Source organism: Brevibacterium sp. VCM10, assembly GCF_000583215.1.
Taxonomy (GTDB): domain Bacteria; phylum Actinomycetota; class Actinomycetes; order Actinomycetales; family Brevibacteriaceae; genus Brevibacterium; species Brevibacterium linens.
This window is the reverse complement of record NZ_JAJB01000009.1, coordinates 1-20,964: the sequence shown is the minus strand read 5'-3', so window position 1 is coordinate 20,964 and position 20,964 is coordinate 1. Positions and strand designations below refer to the sequence as shown.

General features: G+C 63.7%; 21 protein-coding genes and 1 tRNA gene. 20 read left to right on the top strand and 2 right to left on the bottom strand.

The window, feature by feature from the left end:
- The first annotated feature begins 56 nt into the window (after positions 1 to 56).
- The 10 genes from atpB (at position 57) to murA (ending at position 8,774) form a co-directional block, all read left to right on the top strand.
- Positions 57 to 869 carry a F0F1 ATP synthase subunit A gene (gene atpB, locus AD89_RS0101905; protein ID WP_231488360.1) on the top strand — a complete coding sequence of 271 codons (813 nt, stop codon included), beginning with the start codon at positions 57 to 59 and terminating at the stop codon, positions 867 to 869.
- 81 nt (positions 870 to 950) lie between these two features.
- Complete coding sequence (gene atpE / locus AD89_RS0101900) at positions 951 to 1,175, top strand: F0F1 ATP synthase subunit C (protein WP_025776917.1); 225 nt, start codon at positions 951 to 953, stop codon at positions 1,173 to 1,175.
- A gap of 19 nt (positions 1,176 to 1,194) precedes the next feature.
- Entirely contained in the window at positions 1,195 to 1,746 is a 552-nt protein-coding gene (locus AD89_RS0101895; RefSeq protein ID WP_025776916.1) for a F0F1 ATP synthase subunit B, read from the top strand.
- Positions 1,746 to 2,552: a F0F1 ATP synthase subunit delta gene (locus AD89_RS0101890; protein WP_025776915.1), complete on the top strand. Its 807-nt coding sequence runs from the start codon at positions 1,746 to 1,748 to the stop codon at positions 2,550 to 2,552. Before AD89_RS0101895 ends, AD89_RS0101890 begins: the two co-directional genes overlap by 1 nt.
- A gap of 81 nt (positions 2,553 to 2,633) precedes the next feature.
- Entirely contained in the window at positions 2,634 to 4,268 is a 1,635-nt protein-coding gene (gene atpA, locus AD89_RS0101885) for a F0F1 ATP synthase subunit alpha (RefSeq protein ID WP_025776914.1), read from the top strand.
- Positions 4,269 to 4,299: 31 nt separating this feature from the next.
- Positions 4,300 to 5,232 carry a F0F1 ATP synthase subunit gamma gene (locus tag AD89_RS0101880; RefSeq protein ID WP_025776913.1) on the top strand — a complete coding sequence of 311 codons (933 nt, stop codon included), beginning with the start codon at positions 4,300 to 4,302 and terminating at the stop codon, positions 5,230 to 5,232.
- Between the two features lie 26 nt (positions 5,233 to 5,258).
- Complete coding sequence (gene atpD / locus AD89_RS0101875) at positions 5,259 to 6,707, top strand: F0F1 ATP synthase subunit beta (RefSeq protein ID WP_025776912.1); 1,449 nt, start codon at positions 5,259 to 5,261, stop codon at positions 6,705 to 6,707.
- A 3-nt stretch (positions 6,708 to 6,710) separates the two neighbouring features.
- On the top strand, positions 6,711 to 6,971 hold the full coding sequence (locus AD89_RS0101870; protein WP_025776911.1) for a F0F1 ATP synthase subunit epsilon: 261 nt from the start codon (positions 6,711 to 6,713) through the stop codon (positions 6,969 to 6,971).
- A 22-nt stretch (positions 6,972 to 6,993) separates the two neighbouring features.
- Complete coding sequence (locus tag AD89_RS0101865) at positions 6,994 to 7,461, top strand: DUF2550 domain-containing protein (RefSeq protein WP_025776910.1); 468 nt, start codon at positions 6,994 to 6,996, stop codon at positions 7,459 to 7,461.
- Positions 7,461 to 8,774 carry a UDP-N-acetylglucosamine 1-carboxyvinyltransferase gene (gene murA / locus AD89_RS0101860; RefSeq protein ID WP_025776909.1) on the top strand — a complete coding sequence of 438 codons (1,314 nt, stop codon included), beginning with the start codon at positions 7,461 to 7,463 and terminating at the stop codon, positions 8,772 to 8,774. The genes AD89_RS0101865 and murA overlap by 1 nt, the downstream gene beginning before the upstream one ends.
- 120 nt (positions 8,775 to 8,894) lie before the next feature.
- On the opposite strand, the gene nucS is transcribed toward murA, so the two are convergent.
- A complete protein-coding gene (gene nucS, locus AD89_RS0101855) occupies positions 8,895 to 9,590 on the bottom strand; it encodes an endonuclease NucS (RefSeq protein WP_025776908.1) in 696 nt (231 codons plus the stop codon).
- Positions 9,591 to 9,620: 30 nt separating this feature from the next.
- Here nucS and AD89_RS0101850 point away from each other — a divergent pair, with 30 nt between their 5' ends.
- Positions 9,621 to 9,917: a hypothetical protein gene (locus AD89_RS0101850; protein WP_025776907.1), complete on the top strand. Its 297-nt coding sequence runs from the start codon at positions 9,621 to 9,623 to the stop codon at positions 9,915 to 9,917.
- A 117-nt stretch (positions 9,918 to 10,034) separates the two neighbouring features.
- Here the strand turns inward: AD89_RS0101850 and AD89_RS0101845 are convergent, their stop codons facing one another.
- On the bottom strand, positions 10,035 to 11,732 hold the full coding sequence (locus AD89_RS0101845) for a cell division protein (RefSeq protein WP_025776906.1): 1,698 nt from the start codon (positions 11,730 to 11,732) through the stop codon (positions 10,035 to 10,037).
- Between the two features lie 232 nt (positions 11,733 to 11,964).
- On the opposite strand from AD89_RS0101845, the gene AD89_RS0101840 reads away from it, so the two are divergent.
- From AD89_RS0101840 to ettA, 9 genes are all read left to right on the top strand, one after another.
- On the top strand, positions 11,965 to 13,155 hold the full coding sequence (locus tag AD89_RS0101840) for an acetyl-CoA C-acetyltransferase (RefSeq protein ID WP_025776905.1): 1,191 nt from the start codon (positions 11,965 to 11,967) through the stop codon (positions 13,153 to 13,155).
- Positions 13,156 to 13,238: 83 nt separating this feature from the next.
- Positions 13,239 to 13,553 carry a thiamine-binding protein gene (locus AD89_RS0101835; protein ID WP_025776904.1) on the top strand — a complete coding sequence of 105 codons (315 nt, stop codon included), beginning with the start codon at positions 13,239 to 13,241 and terminating at the stop codon, positions 13,551 to 13,553.
- Between the two features lie 88 nt (positions 13,554 to 13,641).
- Positions 13,642 to 13,848: a hypothetical protein gene (locus AD89_RS0101830; RefSeq protein ID WP_025776903.1), complete on the top strand. Its 207-nt coding sequence runs from the start codon at positions 13,642 to 13,644 to the stop codon at positions 13,846 to 13,848.
- 121 nt (positions 13,849 to 13,969) lie between these two features.
- Positions 13,970 to 14,043: transfer RNA gene (locus tag AD89_RS0101825), tRNA-Arg, on the top strand.
- Between the two features lie 124 nt (positions 14,044 to 14,167).
- Complete coding sequence (locus AD89_RS0101820) at positions 14,168 to 15,865, top strand: dynamin family protein (protein ID WP_025776902.1); 1,698 nt, start codon at positions 14,168 to 14,170, stop codon at positions 15,863 to 15,865.
- On the top strand, positions 15,862 to 17,442 hold the full coding sequence (locus AD89_RS0101815) for a GTPase (protein ID WP_025776901.1): 1,581 nt from the start codon (positions 15,862 to 15,864) through the stop codon (positions 17,440 to 17,442). The genes AD89_RS0101820 and AD89_RS0101815 overlap by 4 nt, the downstream gene beginning before the upstream one ends.
- A 190-nt stretch (positions 17,443 to 17,632) precedes the next feature.
- A complete protein-coding gene (locus tag AD89_RS19165; RefSeq protein ID WP_197021700.1) occupies positions 17,633 to 18,301 on the top strand; it encodes a single-stranded DNA-binding protein in 669 nt (222 codons plus the stop codon).
- Positions 18,302 to 18,402: 101 nt separating this feature from the next.
- Positions 18,403 to 19,110 (top strand): DUF6993 domain-containing protein, encoded by a 708-nt coding sequence (locus tag AD89_RS0101805; protein WP_025776899.1) that lies wholly within the window; start codon positions 18,403 to 18,405, stop codon positions 19,108 to 19,110.
- Between the two features lie 108 nt (positions 19,111 to 19,218).
- Positions 19,219 to 20,901, top strand: a complete 1,683-nt coding sequence (ettA, locus tag AD89_RS0101800) for an energy-dependent translational throttle protein EttA (protein ID WP_025776898.1) — start codon at positions 19,219 to 19,221, stop codon at positions 20,899 to 20,901.
- The last annotated feature ends 63 nt before the right edge of the window (positions 20,902 to 20,964 follow it).

Genomic DNA, 20,964 nt, shown 5'->3' with positions numbered 1-20,964 from the left:
GTGCGGGGCCTAGGCCAGGCCATCAGGGCCCTTGACCATGGGAGAGTAGTAAAAACGTGGGAACACTCAACGCCGCGAACACAACAGTCAGTGCTGCAGAAGGCGGCTTCCACGCACCGTCGATGGCTGAGTTCTTTCCAGCCTCGTTCCTCTTTGAGGGCACACCGTTCGAAATGAACCGCGTGATGCTCATCCGCATCATCGCCACCGTCGCCGTCGTTGTGCTTCTGGCCGTCTGGGCCAAGCGCATGAAGCTCATCCCGTCCCGATTCCAGTCGAGCATGGAGCTCGCGATGGAATTCGTCACCGTCGGCATCGCCGAGGACACGATGGGCAAGGAGAAGGCCAAGAAGTTCATGCCGCTCATCGTGGCGATCTTCTTCGGCATCCTCTTCTGGAACGTCACGAAGCTCATTCCGTTCCTCAATATGCCGGGCACCGGCGTCATCGGCATGCCGATCGTGCTGACCCTCGTGGTCTACGTGACCTACCACTGGGCCGGCATCGCAGAGAAGGGACTCGGCCGCTACCTCAAGGATTCGCTCATCCTGCCCGGCGTTCCGCCGGCGATGCACATCCTGCTCATCCCGATCGAGTTCATCACGAAGTTCGTGACTCAGCCGTTCACTCTGGCGATCCGACTCTTCGCGAACATGATGGTCGGCCACCTCCTGCTCGTCCTCTGCTTCTCAGCCACGAGCTTCTTCCTCTTCGACGCTGCGAACGGATTCCAGTTCTTCGGCATCGTCACCTTCGCCGGCGGCATGTTCGTCTTCGTCCTGGAGATGCTCATCGTCGTGCTGCAGGCCTACATCTTCGCTCTTCTGTCCTGTGTGTACATCAATGCCGCGATCTCGGACGACCACTGAGTTCGCACCCCCAGATCCGTAACTCACGAGTTGCACGGTCGGGCCAACCACCCGGCTTCATTATGAAAGGAAAAGCATCCTATGGATATGCTCGCCGAAGTGTCAGGTAGCGTTTCGACGATCGGTTACGGCCTCGCCGCAATCGGCCCCGGTGTCGGTGTCGGAATCGTCATCGGCAAGACCATCGAAGGTACCGCTCGTCAGCCCGAAATGGCCGGCGCCCTGCGCGGAAACATGTTCCTCGGTATCGCTCTGATCGAGGCCCTGGCCCTCATCGGTATCGCCACCCCGTTCTTCCTGCCCTGATCTCGAAGAGGACTGAAAGATGACTCCGGTAAACATCGTCGCCTCCGCGGAGAACCCGCTTCTCCCGGCGGCCTACGACATCCTCTGGAGTGCCGTCTGTCTGCTGATCGTCTTCCTGGTTGTCTGGAAGTACGTCCTTCCCGCCTTCAACAAGACCCTCGACGAGCGTGCTGAGCGCATCCAGGGTGGAATTGAGAAGGCCGAGAAGGTGCAGGCCGAAGCCGATCAGGCTCTGGCCGAGTATCAGAAGCAGCTCGCCGACGGTCGTGCCGAAGCTGCACGACTGCGCGCCGAGGCTCAGGAAGAGGGCGCCCAGATCATCGCCGAGATGAAAGCCCAGGCTCACACCGAGGCTGATCGCATCATCGCTCAGGCACAGACTCAGATCGACGCCGAACGTCAGTCCGCCATGGTGCAGCTGCGTTCCGAGGTCGGCACTCTCGCCACAGACCTGGCTTCGCGTATCGTCGGTGAGTCCCTCACCGATGATCAGCGTTCGGCCAATGTGGTCGATCGCTTCATCTCCGATCTCGAGTCCGATTCGTCCGCGCAGCCGGTCAAGGGGGCGTGATGCTCCAGTCGAGCAGATTGTCCCTGCAGGCCGTCCTCGAGACCGCGAACTCCGAGATCTCCGGGGGAGACCCCCGACAGATCGGTGAGGAGACTCTGGCAGTCGTCGGCTTCCTCGCCGAGAATGTCGGACTGCGCAAGGCTCTGGCAGACTCCTCCGAGTCGGCCGAGAGGAAGCAGCAGCTGCTGCGGACTCTGTTCTCGACTCGGATCACGGATGCGGTTCTGCGCATCAGCGATCAGGCAGTCGGCCGCCGTTGGGCGCGGACCCAGGACCTCGTCACCAGCCTCGAAGTCGCCGGTGTGACAGCGATTGCCGCTGCCGCACAGGCCGACGCGAAGCTGGGAGCGGTCGAAGAGGAGATCTTCCGCTTCGCGCGTCTGCTGGAATCCAACCACGAGCTGTCCCGCGCGCTCGATTCGCAGGCCACCGACGAGAGCAAGCGCGCTCTCGTGACGGACCTGCTCGCCGGCAAGGCACAGCCCGACACCATCAGGCTGGTCGAACAGGCTGCTCTGCACCCGCGCGGTCTTCGTGTGGCGAAGGCGCTCGACCAGTACAGCGATATCCTCGCCGCCCGGCAGCAGCGGTCGGTTGCGGACGTCACCGTCGCCAAGCCTCTGAGCGAGGCGCAGACCGAACGGCTGCAGGCGGCATTGTCGGCCAACTATGGTCGCGAACTCGTCCTCAATGTCCAGGTCGATCCCGACGTGCTCGGGGGAGTCCGGGTGCAGGTCGGCGACGAGATGATGAACTCGACCGTGGCCGATCGACTGGCCGATGTGCAGCGCAAGCTCGCAGGTTGACACTAGTGGCCGGCTTCTCCGGCATCGGCGGCCCACCGGTCGCCGGACGCAAGATTTGAGTAAAGGAAGCAGGGAAACCAGATGGCGGAACTGACAATTCGCCCGGAAGAGATCCGGGACGCTCTCGGGAAGTTCGTTGACTCGTACAACCCGGAGAGCTCGGAAAAGACCGAGGTCGGCAAGGTCGTCACCGCTGGTGACGGTATCGCCCACGTCTCGGGCCTGCCCGGCACCATGGCCAACGAACTCCTGCGGTTCGAAGACGGCACCCTGGGCTTGGCACAGAACCTCGACGAACGCGAGATCGGCGTCGTCATCCTCGGCGAGTTCTCCGGCATCGCCGAAGAGCAGAACGTCTACCGCACCGGTGAGGTCCTCTCGATCCCGGTCGGCGACGGCTACCTCGGTCGTGTGGTCGATCCGCTGGGGCGTCCCGTCGACGGACTCGGCGATATCGAGACCGTCGGCCGCCGCGAGCTCGAACTCCAGGCTGCCGGCGTCATGGACCGCCAGGAGGTCCGTGAGCCCCTTCAGACCGGTTACAAGAGCATCGATGCGATGATCCCCGTCGGCCGTGGGCAGCGTCAGCTGGTCATCGGCGACCGCAAGACCGGTAAGACCGCTCTGGCGATCGACACGATCATCAACCAGAAAGCCAACTGGGAGACCGGGGACCCGAAGAAGCAGGTCCGCTGCATCTACGTGGCCGTGGGGCAGAAGGGCTCGACCATCGCTGGCGTCCGGCGTTCACTCGAAGAGGCCGGTGCGCTCGAATACACGACCATCGTGTCCTCTCCCGCTTCGGACCCTGCCGGCTTCAAGTACCTCGCTCCCTACTCCGGTTCGGCAATCGGTCAGCACTGGATGTACGACGGCAAGCACGTCCTCATCGTGTTCGACGACCTGTCGAAGCAGGCCGAGGCCTACCGTGCTGTGTCCCTGCTGCTGCGTCGTCCGCCGGGCCGTGAAGCCTACCCCGGTGACGTCTTCTACCTGCACTCGCGTCTGCTGGAACGCTGCGCGAAGCTCTCCGATGAGCTCGGCGGCGGTTCGATGACCGGTCTGCCGATCATCGAGACGAAGGCCAACGACGTCGGTGCGTTCATTCCGACCAACGTCATCTCGATCACCGACGGACAGATCTTCCTGCAGTCCGATCTGTTCAACGCCGGTCAGCGTCCCGCTGTCGACGTCGGTGTGTCCGTGTCTCGAGTCGGTGGTGCCGCTCAGACGAAGGCCCTCAAGGGGGTCTCGGGCACGCTGAAGATCTCGCTGGCCCAGTACCGTTCGCTCGAGGCGTTCGCGATGTTCGCATCCGACCTCGACGATGCGACCAAGCGCGACCTGGCCCGCGGCGCGCGACTGACCGAACTGCTCAAGCAGGGTCAGTACGCTCCGATGCCGTTCGAGAAGCAGACCGTGTCGATCTTCGCCGGAACCAACGGCTACCTCGACGAGATCCCGGTCGACGACGTGCTCCGGTTCGAGACCGAACTGCACGATCACATCGAGCGCAAGACCGGCATCTTCACGACCATCCGTGAGACGCTGAAGCTCGACGACGACACGACCGAAGAGCTGAAGAACGTCCTGGCCGAGTTCACCCGGAACTTCGCCAGCTCGGACCAGAGCGGATCGAAGGCCGGAAGCGAAGACACCGCAGCCGCTTCCTCTGACGAGGTCGAGCAGGAGCAGATCGTTCGGCAGAAGCGTTGAACCTGTTCCGTAACGGCGAAAGGAAGAACTGATGGGAGCCCAGCAGAGGGTCTTCAAACAGAAGATCCGCTCGACTCAGTCCTTGAGGAAGATCTTCAAGGCGATGGAGCTCATCGCTGCTTCGCGGATCCAGAAGGCCATTGCCCGCTCGCAGGCGGCAAGCCCGTACGCGAACGCCCTCACTCGGGCCGTGTCGGCAGTGGCCAGCGAGTCGAACGTCGACCACGTTCTCACCACGGAATCGGACTACGTCAAGCGTGCTGCCGTCCTGGTGATCGGTCCCGACCGCGGATTCGCCGGGGCCTATTCGGCGAACCTGCTGCGCGAGGCCGAGGAACTCATTCGGCTGCTGCGCAACGAGGGCAAGAGTGTGGATCTGTTCACGGTCGGCAGCAAGGCCAAGAACTACTACACCTTCCGCGATCGCAAGATCGAGAAGTCCTGGACAGGCATCTCCGAGAACCCGTTGGCCGAGCACGCCCGCGAGATCGGTGAGGCGCTGTTGGAGAACTTCGATCCGGAGTCGGACGACTCCGGGATCGACGAGATCTACATCGTCTTCACCCGTTTCGTCTCCAGCGTCACGCACGACCCGGAATACCGGCGTCTGCTTCCGCTGGAGGTCGTCGACGCCGAAGAGGCATCGACCGACGGACAGGCCGGCGGATCGTCCGACGCCCCCGCGTTCCCACTCTACGAGTTCGAACCGAGTGCGGAGGCTGTGCTCGACGCTCTGTTGCCGCGATACATCGATTCGCGCATTCTGTCGGCGCTGCTCAGTGCAGCTGCATCCGAGCAGGCATCGCGACAGGCGGCGATGAAGACAGCCACGGACAACGCGGATGATCTCATCAAGACCTACACCCGGTTGGCCAATACGGCTCGCCAGGCGGAAATCACCCAGGAACTCACCGAGATCGTCGGTGGGGCGGATGCCCTCGCGGCATCGGCAGCCGGCGACTGACCGGCGAGAGCAGAGAGAAAGAGACCATGACTGCCACAGCAACGGAAACCTCTCCGGCACAGGGCACTGCCCTCGGCCGGATTTCCCGAGTCATCGGCCCGGTTGTCGACATCGAGTTCCCGCTCGACTCCGTGCCCGAGATCTACAATGCACTGACCGCGTCGGTGGAACTGTCCGAAGGCACCCGGAAGCTGACCTTCGAGGTCGCGCTTCACCTGGGCAACGGACTCGTCCGCGCCGTGTCGCTGCAGCCGACCGACGGCCTCGTCCGCGGACAGGAAGTCGTCGACACCGGCGCACCGATCTCCGTTCCCGTCGGAGACGTGACCAAGCACCACGTGTGGAACACCACCGGTGACTGCCTCAACCTCGCCGACGGCGAGGAGCTGGAGATCTCCGAACGGTGGCCCATCCACCGTCCGGCACCGTCCTTCGACGAACTCGAGTCGAAGACCGAGATCCTCGAAGTCGGCATCAAGAGCATCGACCTCCTGACCCCCTATGTCCAGGGTGGAAAGATCGGTCTGTTCGGCGGCGCCGGCGTCGGCAAGACCGTGCTCATCCAGGAGATGATCTTCCGCATCGCGCACAACCACTCGGGTACCTCGGTGTTCGCCGGTGTGGGCGAGCGTACCCGTGAGGGCAACGACCTCATCATGGAAATGGATGAGGCAGGAGTCTTCAAGGACACCGCGCTGGTGTTCGGCCAGATGGATGAGCCCCCAGGCACCCGTCTGCGCGTGGCGCTGTCGGCGCTGACCATGGCGGAGTACTTCCGCGATGTGCAGAACCAGGACGTGCTGCTGTTCATCGACAACATCTTCCGCTTCACCCAGGCCGGCTCCGAGGTCTCGACCCTGCTGGGTCGCATGCCCTCTGCCGTGGGCTACCAGCCCAACCTGGCTGACGAGATGGGTCTGCTGCAGGAGCGCATCACCTCGACGCGTGGTCACTCGATCACGTCGATGCAGGCGATCTACGTTCCCGCCGATGACTACACCGACCCGGCTCCGGCGACGACATTCGCCCACCTCGACGCGACCACGGAACTCAGCCGTGACATCGCCTCGCGCGGTCTGTATCCGGCGATCGACCCGCTCGCATCGTCCTCGCGCATCCTCGATCCGCTGATCGTCGGTGACGAGCACTACCGCGTGGCCAATGAGGTCAAGGCGATTCTGCAGAAGAACAAGGAGCTGCAGGACATCATCGCCATCCTCGGTGTCGATGAACTCGGTGAAGAGGACAAGCTCGTCGTTCACCGTGCACGTCGCATCGAGCAGTTCCTCTCGCAGAACACCTACACCGCTGAGAAGTTCACTCAGGTTCCCGGTTCGACCGTCCCGCTGGCCGACACGATCGAAGGCTTCTCGAAGATCTGCTCCGGTGAAGTCGACCACATCCCTGAGCAGGCATTCTTCAACGTCGGTGGCCTTGACGATGTCATGCGCAACTACGAAGAGATGCAGAAGTAAGCCATGGCGACACTCGAAGTGAATGTCGTGGCTGCTGATCGCGAGGTATGGGCGGGTGAGGCCAAGCGCGTCATCGCCCGTACCCTCGACGGCGAGATCGGCATCCTGCCGGGTCACGAGCCCGTGCTGGGTGTCGTCGCCGACGGCGAGGCACGGATTCTCACCCCGGGAGAGGACACCATCAGGGTCAAAGCCGATGGCGGATTCCTCTCGGTGGAGAACAACCGTGTGATCATTGCCGCTGATCAGGCCGAACTTCTCTGATCTGCGCGTTACACTGGCAACCGTGAACCCTTCTGTCCTGCTGATCGTTCTGCTCTCGTTGGTAGGACTCGCGCTTGCGCTGATCGTGGTCGTCACGATCCGACGCAGGTCGATCTCGAAGCTCTCGGGTGCCTTCGACTGTTCCATCAACGTGGGCGAGGAGTATTCTTCTCGCCCACGTTGGCGTTTGGGCGTGGCGGTGTTCTCCGTCACATCCCTGGACTGGTATCCGGTCTTCGCGCTCACGCGCCGTGCCGCATTCCGTTTGCCGCGCGCGGATCTGGACATCCTCGTCCGGCGCAAGCCCACCTCCGGTGAGCAGTACTCGGTTCTGCCCGAAGCCGTCGTCGTCGACTGCTCGTACGGCAAGGCGGACGGTCGTCCGCGTTCGGTGTCCCTGGCAATGGACACCGAATCCCTGTCCACGATGGCTTCGTGGCTCGAATCATCACCCCCTGGCTTCAATCCGACGATGGGACGGTTCACCTAATGGATGTCTTCCGCCTGACCGGGCCCGCACAGTTGGCGGGAACCATCGATGTCAGAGGCGCCAAGAACAGCGTCCTCAAGCTCATGGCCGCGAGCCTCCTCGCCGTGGGGCGCACCACCATCACCAACGTCCCGGCCATCCTCGACGTGCGAATCATGGTCGAACTGCTCGTCCGCCTCGGCTGCACGGTCGACTATGACGCTGAAGACGGCGTTGTCAGCATCGACGTCCCCGCCGAAGTCGGCATCCAGGCCGACTACGAACTCGTCCGTGCGATGCGGGCGTCGATCTCCGTCCTCGGTCCGCTGACCGCACGGATGCGCGCCGCGCATGTGGCACTTCCCGGCGGAGATGCCATCGGCTCCCGCGGACTCGACATGCACCAGGCCGGGCTCGAGGCACTGGGAGCAGTCGTGCATCTTGACCACGGCTACTTCGTCGCCGAGGCTCCGAACGGTCTGCGCGGTACCGAGATCGTCCTCGAGTTCCCCTCCGTCGGTGCCACCGAGAACCTCGTCATGGCGGCAACCCTCGCTCAGGGCACCACCACCATCGCCAACGCGGCGCGCGAACCCGAGATCGTCGACATCTGCACGATGCTCGTCGAGATGGGTGCGCAGATCGAAGGAGTGGGCACGTCCGACCTCACCATCACCGGTGTCGAATCGCTGCAGCCGGTCACCCATCGCACCGTCGGCGACCGCATCGTCGCCGGTACCTTCGCCTTCGGAGCCGCCTTGAGCGCAGGCGACGTGACCGTGCGCGGAGTCGGGCTCGACATCATGCCGAACATCGGAATGAAGCTGCGTGATTCGGGCGCGACGGTCGACGACCTCGGCGATATCATCCTCGGTGATGGGACGGAAGGCAAGGGATTCCGTGTCATCGGCGCCGAGCGCCCTCACGCCATCCGGGTTGCCACCATGCCGTTTCCCGGATTCCCGACCGACCTGCAGCCGTTCGTCATCGCACTGAACTCGGTCTCCGACGGAATCGGTCTGCTCTCGGAGAACCTGTTCGAAGCACGCTGGCGCTTCGTTCAGGAGATCGCACGTCTCGGTGCGAAGGTGCGCATCGACGGCAACCACGCGTTGGTCACCGGCAGCGAAAGCCTCTCCGGCGCCGAAGTCGAGGCCTCTGACATTCGAGCGGGAGCGGGCTTGGTCATGGCCGCACTGCGCGCCGGGGGAGTGACCGAAGTGTCCGGAATCGACCACATCGAACGCGGTTACGAGAACTTCGTCGATAACCTGCGCAGCCTCGGCGTCGACGTTCAACGGGTCGTAAAGCGCGACGTCCTCAGTTTCGGCTGAACCTCCCACACATCGCTGCCCGTCGAGGAATCACCGGCTTCCGAGTCCGGCAGAGCTCTTCCGTGTCCGGTGAGCGATCTGTTCTCGTCGACCTCTTCCCGCGCATCGGGAGGGCCAGGGTCAGAACAGGCGTGTCTCGGGGTCGTCCATTCCGCGCAGTGCGTCATAGTCGAGAACGACGCAGCGGATGCCCCGATCTTCAGCGAGCGTACGTGCCTGCGGTTTGATCTCCTGCGCTGCGAAGATACCGTGGACCGGGCTGAGGAGAGGATCGCGATTCATCAGCTCGAGATAGCGAGTGAGCTGCTCGACACCGTCGATATCGCCGCGGCGCTTGATCTCCACTGCCACTGACTTCTGTCCGTCGTCGCGAGCCAAGATGTCCACCGGACCGATCGCCGTCATGTATTCGCGGCGAACCAGACTGTAGCCATCGCCGAGGGTCTCGATGTGCTCGGCGAGCAGCTCCTGCAGATGCGCTTCGACACCGTCCTTGACCAACCCCGGATCGACGCCGAACTCATAGGTGTCGTCTGCGAGGACCTCGGCGATGGAGATGACGAGGCGGTCGCCGGTCTTCGTCTGAGAGACCTCCCACAGTTCGGTCAGGCCGGCCTCTGCCTGCTCGTCATCGGGTTCGATGTGCCGAACCGTGCACGGGGGAGTCATCCAGTTCAGCGGCTTGTAGGACCCGCCGTCGGAATGGATGAGCACCGAGCCGTCGGACTTGAGCATGATGAGGCGAGTCGCCATCGGAAGGTGGGCGGTCAGACGACCGGCATAATCAACGGAACATTGGGCTATGACTAGACGCACGCGCTTCAGCCTACGTGAGACAATGACTCAATGCCACGATCTTCATCCTCGCGTCGCAAGAACAAATGGCAGCAGGCTCACCGCGATCTGTCCGAGTCCACGGCAGGTATGAGGACGAGCCGTTCACTGCCGGATGGAACCTGGTCCGTGCAGACTGTGAAGGGAAACGAATCCGGCAAGGTCTACGTCTGCCCGGGCTGCGGCCGCGACGTCAGTGCCGCCTCGACCCATATCGTTGCCTGGCGACAGGACGCCCCGCACGGAATCGAGATCGGGGTCGAGAGCAGACGCCACTGGCATCGGCGTTGCTTCGATCGCTTCCGGTGATCTCAGGCCGCCTGCAGTCGGTCGGATGAACGGTCGTCTGCGAACGACGCCCGTAGCCGGAAACGTCGAAGGGACCCGCATCAGCGGGTCCCTTCGTCATGAACGTCTCAGGCGGCCTCAGCGCAGCGAGTTGCGCGAGCGTGAGGTCTTCGAGTTGTTGTTCTTCGATCCGGAGACCTGCGCATCGATCGAGATGGTGTCCTCGTCGGTGGCACCGTTGGGCAGATCCGTGCCCGCGGTGTCCTTGTCTTCAACGGCAGAGTCGGCGTTCGCCCCCGAAGCGTTCTTCGCATCAGGTGTCGACTTCGCCCCGTCGGCCGACGGGCGGGAAGTCTTCGCGGAGCTGCTGCCCTTGGTTGTGGGCCCATCGTTGTTCGCAGATCCGGTCGACTTCGAGTTCGTGGATTCGGTCGACTTCGTGCTCGTGGATTCGGTCTTCGAGGATTCGGCAGTGGAGTCGGTCGACGACGCGTCCTCGGTCGGTTTCGCGGAATCGTCGGGCTTCGCGGAACCGTCGGACTTCGCATCATCGGTCGACGTTGCCGACTCCTCGGTCTTCGCCGCATCCGAAGAGTCATCGTCGGCCAGCAGGTCTTCGAGCTCCTGGCCGTCGGCGATCTGCTCGGTGGCGTGAGACGCCGATTCGGCCTTCGCCGGATCCACTGAGTCGCCGCCCATGATCCCGGGCATTGCGAACAGCGAACGGAGCTGATCGAGCTGAGCGGTGATCGTCTTGCGCTGCTTCGTGAGCAGATCGACCTGCGACTGGGCGGAGGCGACATTGCGCTTGGCCTCTGCCGCGGACTCCTCGATGGTCGCCTCGGCGGTGGCCCGCGCTTCGGCGATGAGAGTCTGCGCACGGGACTTTCCGTCGGCGATGATCTCGTCGGCCTTCTTCACTGCGTCGGTGCGAGTCTGCTCGGCACGCTCGGCAGCTTCCTTGGCCTCGGTGTCGGCCTTCGCCGCACGGGCCTGAGCCTCTTCGACGAGCTTCTTGTTCTCGGCCTGTGCCTCTTCGTAGCGTTTCTTTCGTTCGGACTCGGCTTCTTTGCGCTTGTTCGCGAGTTCGACGTCGAAGTCGTTTTCGGCCTTCTTCGACGCCTCGTCACGAGCCTTTGCGGCCTTGAGCAGCTCATCGGCCTGTGCCTGTGCAGCGGCAACTGTCTCTTCTGCCTCGGTCTTGGCCTCGGCACGCAGGTCGGCAGCTTCCTTCTCGGCGGTCGCTCGCAGCTCGGAGAGCTCGAGATCCAGACTCTCGCGAGCTTCCTTCGCAGAAGCGGCATTCGCTTCCTTGGCCTGGTTGGTCTCGCGTTCGGTGGTCGCGCTGAGCTCGGCAGCGCGCTTCTCCGCGGCCTTGATCGTCTCTTCGGCGCGCAGCTCGGCCGAGGACGTGATCGCATCGGCTTCCGAACGGGCATTGGACAAGGTGTCGTTGCTCTCGGTGTGCATGCGCGCACGTGCGGAGGCGGCCTCGGCGCGAGCCTTGTTCCGGATCGTCTCGGCGTCGGAATTGGCCTGGGCGAGGGTCTCACGGGCCTGCGATTCGGCGATCTTGAGCAGATGATCGATGCGGCTTCCGGGAGGGCCGGCGGCCTCCGCGTTGTCGTTGGCAGCCTTCTTCAGCTGTGCCTTGGCTTCGGACAGCTCTCCGGCGATCTGCAGCTTCGCCCGATCTGCATTGATGACCTGACTGCGCGCATCGGCCAGAGCCTTGCGGACCGATTCGACCTCGGTGCGCAGCTGCTGCAGACGCGAATCGACTTCACTCTTCTCGTAGCCGCGCATCGCTGTGCGGAATTCTTCGGTGGGCGTCACTGAAGCGAACTCCTGTCATCGTGGAAAGGGGGTGTACTTGGGCTGTCCTCGTCCTACTCTAACGGAGACTCCATGAGTGTTGGGTGCGAATGCGCGAGTGTGGACAGGGCCGCAGCCAGGGCTGTGGAGACCCAGTGATGCAGGCCACATGTGCCTCGACTAGGCTGGAGGACGTTGAAACGCATACGTGCTGCGGACACGAGTCCGCAGCGCGGAAATCCGAGGAGGAAATATGGCTGATGCAGTAATCGTGGCCGGAGCACGCACACCGTTCGGGCGGCTGCAGGGCGAGCTGTCGAAGCTCAGCGCCGTCGAGCTCGGCGCCGAAGCCATCGCCGGTGCTCTCGATCGCGCCGGCATCCAGGGCTCCGACGTCGGCTACGTGATCATGGGTCAGGTTCTCCAGGCCGGGGACAGTCAGGGTCCCGGTCGACAGGCTGCAGTCAAGGCCGGCATCCCCATGTCTGTTCCGGCCGTGTCGGTGAACAAGCTGTGCCTGTCGGGGATCAATACGATCACTCAGGCCGCTCAGCTGATCCGCGCCGGCGAGTACGACGTCGTCGTGGCAGGCGGTCAGGAGTCGATGAGCCAGGCGCCGCACATGCTCATGAAATCGCGTTCGGGTTATAAGTACGGCGATGTCGTCGTCAAAGACCACATGGACTACGACGGTCTCTGGGACGCCTTCACCGATCAGGCCATGGGCGGATTGACCGAGGAGGCCAACGCCGGTGACCGGGAGTTCTCCCGCGCCGAGCAGGACGCCTTCTCCGCTCGTTCGCACCAGCGCGCTGCCGCAGCCCGGGAAAACGGAGCCTTCGCGGACGAGATCGTTCCCGTGACCATCAGCTCGCGCAAGGGCGATGTCACCGTCTCCGCCGATGAGGGGGTGCGCCCGGACACGACTGTCGACTCCCTGTCCAAGCTGCGTCCGTCCTTCCGCAAGGATGGAACGATCACCGCCGGCAACGCCTCGCAGATCTCCGACGGAGCCTGCGCCGTCGTGGTGATGTCGCGTGAGAAGGCCGAGGAGCTCGGCGCTCCGATCCTTGCGGAGATCCGGTCGCATGCCTGGACCGCCGGACCGGACTCGACTCTCCAGCATCAGCCCTCCCAGGCCATCAAGGCCGCCGCCGAACGCGAGGGCGTTGCTGCCGACTCCTTCGATCTCTACGAGATCAACGAAGCCTTCGCCGCTGTCGGTCTGGCCAGCGCGAAGGACCTCGGCATCGACGAGGACAAGGTCAACGTCAACGGAGGCGCCGTTGCGCTGGGCCACCCGATCGGTGCCTCGGGTGCCCGAGTCGTCCTCACACTTGCCCTCGAGCTCCAGCGCCGAGGCGGCGGCACAGGCATCGCAGCGCTCTGCGGCGGCGGTGGGCAAGGCGATTCGCTCATCGTCACAGTGCCTGCTCGGTCCTGAGCAGAATCGTTCACTCGAAGCCAGAGAGATGAGACGGTGGGGAGTCGATCTGCTCCCCACCGCGCTCGAAAGGAAGGACCATCATGCTCGCAGCATTCTCAGTCGCGCCCAGCGGGGGAGGAGGGGCCGATGCTTCGGTCCATGACGCCGTGGCCGCGGCCGTCGAGATCGTCCGCAGGTCCGGCCTGCCGCACCGCACGGACTCGATGTTCACGACCATCGAAGGCGAATGGGACGACGTCTTCGCGGTCATCAAAGACGCCACCGAGGCGGTCGGCGAGTTCGGCACTCGGGTGTCGCTGGTGGTCAAGGCCGATATCAGGCCCGGCTACACCGGAGAGATCGACGGCAAACTCGAGCGTCTGGAGAAGGCGATCGGCGCCCGCGAAGAGTCCTGAGTCCGATTCTTCCGAAATTCTCAGTGACGTGAGTCTCATCTGGCGTTAGTCTTTCTCCATCGGATGCATCGAACGAAGGAGATGGACAATGAATGGTGCAAAGCTCTTCTCTGTTGCCGCGGCACTCACGCTCGTCGCGTTGGTGGGCTTTATGCTCGCGGGATTCTTTCCGATCATCGTCGACTTCGCGTTCGGCATCGAAGCCGCAGCAGTCATCCTTGCGATGACAGGAGTGGTCGCCGTGTCCTTTGTGACAGTGCGCAAGTCGATGGAGAACGCGGCCCGTCAATACTGAGGTTCTCCTGCCGAGCTGCCACAGCAGCGATCCGGCCCTGATTCGCGGCGGCGACTGAGACAGTCCGCGTCGAATCGGGGCCGCTTTCTGTTCTCCTCCGGGCATCGGTTACGATGTTTGAGCCTCCGTAGCTCAGTCGGATAGAGCAACCGCCTTCTAAGCGGTAGGTCGCGGGTTCGAGCCCCGCCGGGGGCGCTTCCTATGCCCGCATCCGCCTATCGGGCGGAATCGAGCGGTCAGCTCAGCCGCTGAGCAATTCCGCGCCGATACGGCGTGGCAGTTGGTGCCAAGCTGGGAAAACATAGAGAGTGGAGGCGTGATGACTGAGAGTAAGAGCGCCGTGACGCCGCCGGTCGGCCAAGCGTTGAACGATATCGTCAAACGAGTGTCGGAGACGCGCTTCACCCTGCGCAGCGACGACTTCGCCGACGCTCGCGCAGCACACTCGACACTGAGCTCCGAACTCAACGACTACGTGCTGCCGCGGATCAATCGATCACGGACTCCGTTCCTCATCGCAGTGGGCGGTTCGACCGGTGCAGGCAAATCGACCTTGGTCAATTCCCTCGTGGGCCGCAGAGTCAGCCCCGCCGGAGTGCGTCGACCGACGACGGGCAACCCGGTCGTCATCTTCAATCCCGCCGATGCCAAGTCCTTCGAGCCCGAACACTATCTGCCTGAACTGCCGCGCAGCTCCGACCCGCAGTCGAGCGTGCCCGGAGTCGTCCTCATCGCCGATGAGAACATCGAAGCAGGCACAGCCATCCTCGACTGCCCCGATATCGACTCCATCTCGGAGACGAATCGTGCGCTCTCGCGCAGGGTGCTGCTCAGTGCAGACCTGTGGCTGTTCGTGACGACGGCGAACCGGTACGCCGATGCCGCCCCGTGGACCCTGCTGAAGACTGCGGCTGTGCGAAGCACCTCGGTCGCCATCGTGCTCGACCGGGTTCCGCCCGAAGCCAACCGCGAAGTCAGGCATCATCTGTCCAGCCTGCTCGCTGATGCGGGACTGGCGAACTCACCGATCTTCTCCGTCGCCGAGCTCGAACTCGAAGAGGGGCTGCTGCCTCATGCGGCGATCTATCCGATTCGGTCGTGGATCTCACAGGTCGGCACGGAGAGCAGCTCCCTCGAACGCATCCGCAATCGCACGCTCGCAGGTTCCATCGCCGCCCTGCCCGCACGAGTTCGCGAACTCGCCGATTTCGCTGAGAATCAGGAAGCGGCCCACAGCACTCTGGCCGGTTCGTTGGAGGCGAGTTTCCGAACTGCCCAATCGGGACTCGTCGACGTCTTCTCCGACGGACGGGTCCTGCACGGTGAGGTCAATGCCCGCTGGCAGGACTTCGTGGGCACCGGGCAGCTGTTCCGCGGCCTGGAGCCGACGATGGCTCGGATGCGCGATCGCATCTCCGCGGCGGTGACCGGCAAACATGACGCTGCCACACCTCTGCACGTGGCCATTCTGCGCAGTGCGGCGGTCTCGCTGCGGGAACAGGCCATCGACGCGGTCGATGAGGTCAATGCCGAGTGGCGCAATACAGCTGCAGGCGCGGCACTCATCGACGACCAGCCTGAACTGCGCACGGTCGGTGTCGGGCTCGAGGATGCGGTGAAGTCGGCGGTGAGCCAGTGGTCCGACGAGGTCAATGCGCTGGTCCGCGATATCGGTCAGGGTAAGAAGTCCAAGTCCCGAATCCTCTCCTTCGGCGTTGCAGGCGTGTGCGCCGTCGTCGAATACGCGGCCTTCTGGGATCCGCAGCGCACCCACGACGCCGGGCAGACCACTTCGCAGGGAGCTTCAGTCGCACTCAATCTCGCAGAGACGATCTTCGGAGCGGACGAGGCTGCCGGACTCATCGCGTCGATCCGTCAGCGCTTCCTCGATGCCGCTGGCGGGATCGTCGCGGGCTGTCGGACTCCCTTCGACAACGCACTGAGCCTATCCGCGGTACCGGCGCGGCAAGCGGGCGCCCTGCGCGCCTCCGGTGAACGACTTGAGGTGGCATTGTGAACAGTTCTGCACAGACCGAGATCCGGCGCCTCGCCGAAGGAATCCGACATGCGCTGTCACTGAGTGAGGACAAGCTGGCCGGAGACGTTCGCGCCGATGCCCAGAATCTGCTCGACCGGGCCGACGACCGGCTGGGCCTGGGGGAGGATTTCACGGTCGTGGCGTTCGCCGGCTCCACCGGGTCCGGCAAGTCCTCGCTGTTCAACGCGGTTGCCGGTCTCGAGATCGCCCGCGTCGGCGTGCGTCGACCCACGACCTCACGCCCGACCGCATGCGTCTGGGGCGAAGGCGGCAACGATGTCCTCGACTGGCTGCACGTGCCCGAACGCAGCCGCACCTGGCGCGAATCGGCCCTCGACGGCGACGATCAGCGACGCCTGCACGGACTGATCCTGCTCGACCTGCCGGACCACGACTCCACGGCTGTCGAACACCGTGTCGAGTCGGATCGGCTGGTGGGACTCGTCGACGTCGTGTTCTGGGTCGTCGACCCGCAGAAATACGCCGACTTCTCACTGCATTCGGAGTACCTGACCAAGCTCGCCGAAAACAGTGCGAACATGGTCGTCGTGCTCAATCAGATCGACAAACTCAGTCCGGAGGAGCAGAAGGCCGCAACCGATCATCTGCGCCAGCTGCTCAACGAAGATGGGCTGAGCGAGACGAACGTGCGCATCTCCTCGGCTACGACCCGAGAAGGCATCCCGGAGATCCGCAGCATCCTCGCCGATACCGTCTACTCCAACGATGCCGCTGCCGAGAGGCTGTTGGCCGATATGCAGGCGATGGCCAAACGGATCCGGAAGGATCTCGGAGAACCGGTCTCATCCCCGGACGAACTGCCAGGCGCATCCCGACTGGTCGAGACGATGTCGGAAGCCGCAGGTGTCGAAGCTGTGGCACAGACGGTGCACGACGATTACATCCGCCGTGCCTATCGGCAGACCGGCTACCCTGTCCTCGCATGGGCACAGCGCAACGCGCCCGACCCCTTGGGCGCCAAGCACGGTCAGGATCGGGACGAGCTCGTTCGCGCCTCGGTGCCGGCGACGACGCGGGCCCAGAGCTCTCATGTCCGTCTCATGGCGCACGAACTCATCGCAGAATCCGTGTCGACCATGCCGCAGGCATGGCAGAACGAGGCCGCGGCGGCAGAGAAGAAGAGCACGGACGAACTGTCTCAGAACCTCGACTCAGCCGTGACAGCTGTGGAGATCGCCCGGCAGAGTCCCGGTTGGTGGTCGCTGGCACATACCCTGCAGATCATCTTCTTCGTCGCCTCGATCATCGGTCTCCTCGGCATCATCGTCTCCGCGCTCGTCGCCGCGATCGGCTCGGGTGCGCTGCCGGCATGGTGCTGGATCGTCAGCGTCGGTCTGTTCGTGATCGGCTGCATCGGCTCCGTCGTGACCTCGCTGATGGCGAAGTCCGCGCGGGCCAGAGGTGCTGAAGAAGCGGCCGCCGAAGTCGACGGCAGGCTGCGAGACGCGGTCGGTCGCGTCGCCCAGAGTTCGTATCTCAACCCGGTGAAGACCGTCATCGGAGAGCACCGACGGGCCTACGAGATGCTCGGCTGAGTCGCAGACACGCACCTCGGACTCGAACACACAACGCGTACGACTCCGACCGTGATGCCCTGTGGACGCAGAACCACTGTCCACAGGGCATTTTCTGACCCTGGACACCGGACCGGAGGATCGGGCTGACTGGAGGTCCATGCGGACACCGAAGACCGCATGGTCCCAGCACACCGATTTGGAGTCACCGATGTCCGCAATCCCGATCACCGTCACCGGCACCATCGCCACAGAGCCGACCGCACGCACACTTCCCTCCGGACGTGCCTGTGCCTCCTTCAGGCTGGCCGTCAATCATTGGAGAGTCGATAAGAGCACAGGTGAGTTCATCGACGACGGAACCTCGTGGTTCGGCGTCGACTGCTACGGCGAGCTGGCCAGCAATTCCGCGATGTCGCTGACCACCGGGGCTGCGGTGATCGTGACGGGCAGTCTGAGGAACCGGGAATGGGCCACCGAGGAGCGCAGCGGAATCTCGCCGACGGTGGTCGCCGAGCACATCGGTCCCGATCTCAGATACGGAACTGCTCACTACAAGCGGGCGAAGGCATCCGATCGGTCACAGCCGCCTGCCACACAGGCGAACACCGTGCCGACCGGCTCGCACGGTGCGGCCTGGGATGCCTTGGCCCCCACCCCGCCGGACACCGGCACCGGAGACAGCGAGAGCCTCGCCTCGCGGGGGCCGGACGGAGCGACGGGGACGAACGGTGAGGACGATCACACGACCGAAGCCGAGGGTGGGACCGAACGCGACGTCGCCACCGATGCCCCGGGAACTGCGGGGGCAGACAGCAAGCTGGGCGACGCAGACGATGCGATCGCACGTGAGACTGCGAAAGCCGCAGCACCGTTCTGATCACGTGGATACGACGGTTCGAGGTCGATCTGCTTCCGCCCTCGGTACGGGGGATCGGCTACAGTGAGATAGTCAATCGTCCCCTCTCGCCGAGGATTCAGATGCGTCTCGTTCCTGTGCTGGGTGCCGCAGCACTGACTCTGGCATTGTCAGGCTGCTCACTTCTCGGCTTCGGTGCCGATGACTCGCAGCCGCAGCCGAAACAGACCCAGGCGAAGCCCGTTGCCGAAGTCGACAAGGTGCTCACGGCCCTCAAGCCGCTGACGGGCGACAAGGAAGCGGTGCCGTCGACGAAGAAGTTCTTCACCACGATGCTGGACGCCGGATATGAACCCGAGCAGCTCGAGGCGACGATCGACGAGTCTCCACTGGGCAATGAGGTGCCGTCGAAGATGTTCGGCGTCAAGACCGACAAAGGCTGCGTCGTCGGAGAGATTCGGAAGGGCAAAGCCACCGCCGACCTCGTCCAGCCGACCGAATCGACGGGCTCCTGTCTGTTCGGCGAGGTCGAACGGCCGGAGGGCGTCACAGCGCCGAAGGGCGAGAAGCGCGACGAAGACGGTGACTCCAACGGCGCCGGTCACCTGCCCGGCGAGGATATCAACGGCGAAGACGGTGAGACCGAGAGCCCCGCGCCGAGCGGGGACGACTCTGAGTCGGCGAGCACCGGGCGAGCGGAGGGGACCGCAGGCTCCGAGGGGTCGGACAGCTCACAGGGCTCCGGCGGGACATCCGGGGAAGGCGGACCCGGGGAGACCTCGAACGAGGGCGACTCCTCCGGCGAAGCCCCATCACTCGGCGGCGGCTGAGCAGTCGCAGACGGTCGATGCACCGCTTCGGCGGCTGCTGAACAACCCCGGGGTCTGCCGGGCGTCAAGTAGCGCCGGGGTGTGCCGAACCGATAGCCTGAGTGCACTATGGCCGAATTCATCTACACCATGCACAAGGCGCGCAAAGCGCACGGTGACAAAGTCATCCTCGACGATGTATCGATGTCGTTCTATCCCGGAGCGAAGATCGGTATGGTCGGCCCCAACGGCGCCGGCAAATCAACGATTCTCAAGATCATGGCGGGAATCGAGCAGCCGTCCAACGGTGAAGCTCGACTCAGCCCCGGATACTCGGTGGGCATCCTCATGCAGGAACCGCCGCTGAACGAGGAGAAGACCGTCCTCGGCAACGTCGAAGAAGGCGTCGGCGAGATCAAGGCGAAAGTCGACCGCTTCAACGCGATCTCCGAAGAGATGTCCAACCCCGATGCGGACTTCGACGCCCTCATGGAAGAGATGGGCAAGCTGCAGGAGGCCATCGATGCCGCAGATGCTTGGGATCTCGACTCCCAGCTCGAACAGGCGATGGACGCTCTGCGGTGCCCGCCGCCGGACGCTGACGTCGCTGTTCTCTCCGGTGGTGAACGCCGCCGGGTGGCTCTGTGCAAGCTGCTGCTCGAAAAGCCCGATCTGCTGCTCCTCGACGAGCCGACCAACCACCTCGATGCGGAATCGGTGCTCTGGCTCGAGCAGCACCTGAAGACCTACCCGGGCGCAGTCATCGCGATCACGCACGATAGGTACTTCCTCGACCACGTGGCCGAATGGATCGCCGAAGTCGACCGCGGACATCTCTACCCCTATGAGGGCAACTACTCGACGTACCTCGAGAAGAAGCAGGAGCGCCTCCAGGTCCAGGGCAAGAAAGACGCGAAACTCGCCAAGCGACTCAAGGACGAACTCGAATGGGTCCGTTCGAATCCGAAGGCGAAGCAGACGAAGTCGAAGGCCCGTCTGGCGCGCTACGAAGAGATGGCGGCCGAAGCGGAGAAGACGCAGAAGCTCGACTTCGAAGAGATCCAGATTCCAGCCGGCCCCCGCCTCGGTGATGTCGTCATCGAAGCGGACAAGATCGAAAAGGGCTTCGACGGACGCACACTCATCGACGGGCTGAGCTTCTCGCTGCCGCGCAATGGCATCGTCGGCGTCATCGGACCCAACGGCGTCGGCAAGTCGACGCTGTTCAAGACGATCGTCGGTATGGAAGAGCTCGACGGAGGAGACCTCAAGGTCGGAGAGACCGTGAAGATCTCCTACGTCGATCAGTCCCGCGGCGGAATCGACCCGGACAAGAACCTGTGGGAAGTCGTCTCCGACGGACTCGACTTCATCCAGGTCGGCAAGGTGGAGATGCCCTCTCGAGCCTATGTCTCCGCGTTCGGATTCAAAGGCCCGGACCAGCAGAAGAAGGCAGGAGTCCTCTCCGGCGGTGAGCGCAACCGCCTCAACCTCGCGCTCACCCTCAAACAGGGCGGAAACCTGCTCCTGCTCGATGAGCCGACGAACGATCTCGACGTCGAAACCCTCGGCTCGCTGGAGAACGCTCTCCTCGACTTCCCCGGCTGTGCCGTGGTCGTCTCGCACGATCGCTGGTTCCTCGACCGCGTCGCCACACACATCCTCGCCTGGGAAGGCACTGAGGAGAACCCGGCGAACTGGTACTGGTTCGAAGGCAACTTCGAAGCCTACGAGAAGAACAAGGTCGAACGACTCGGCGAAGACGCGGCCCGTCCGCACCGAGTCACTCATCGCCGTCTCACCCGAGACTGATCTCAGTCCGGTCTGAGCTGCCTCGGGTCCGACTCTTCTTTAGCAGGCACAGGGATGCCCCGG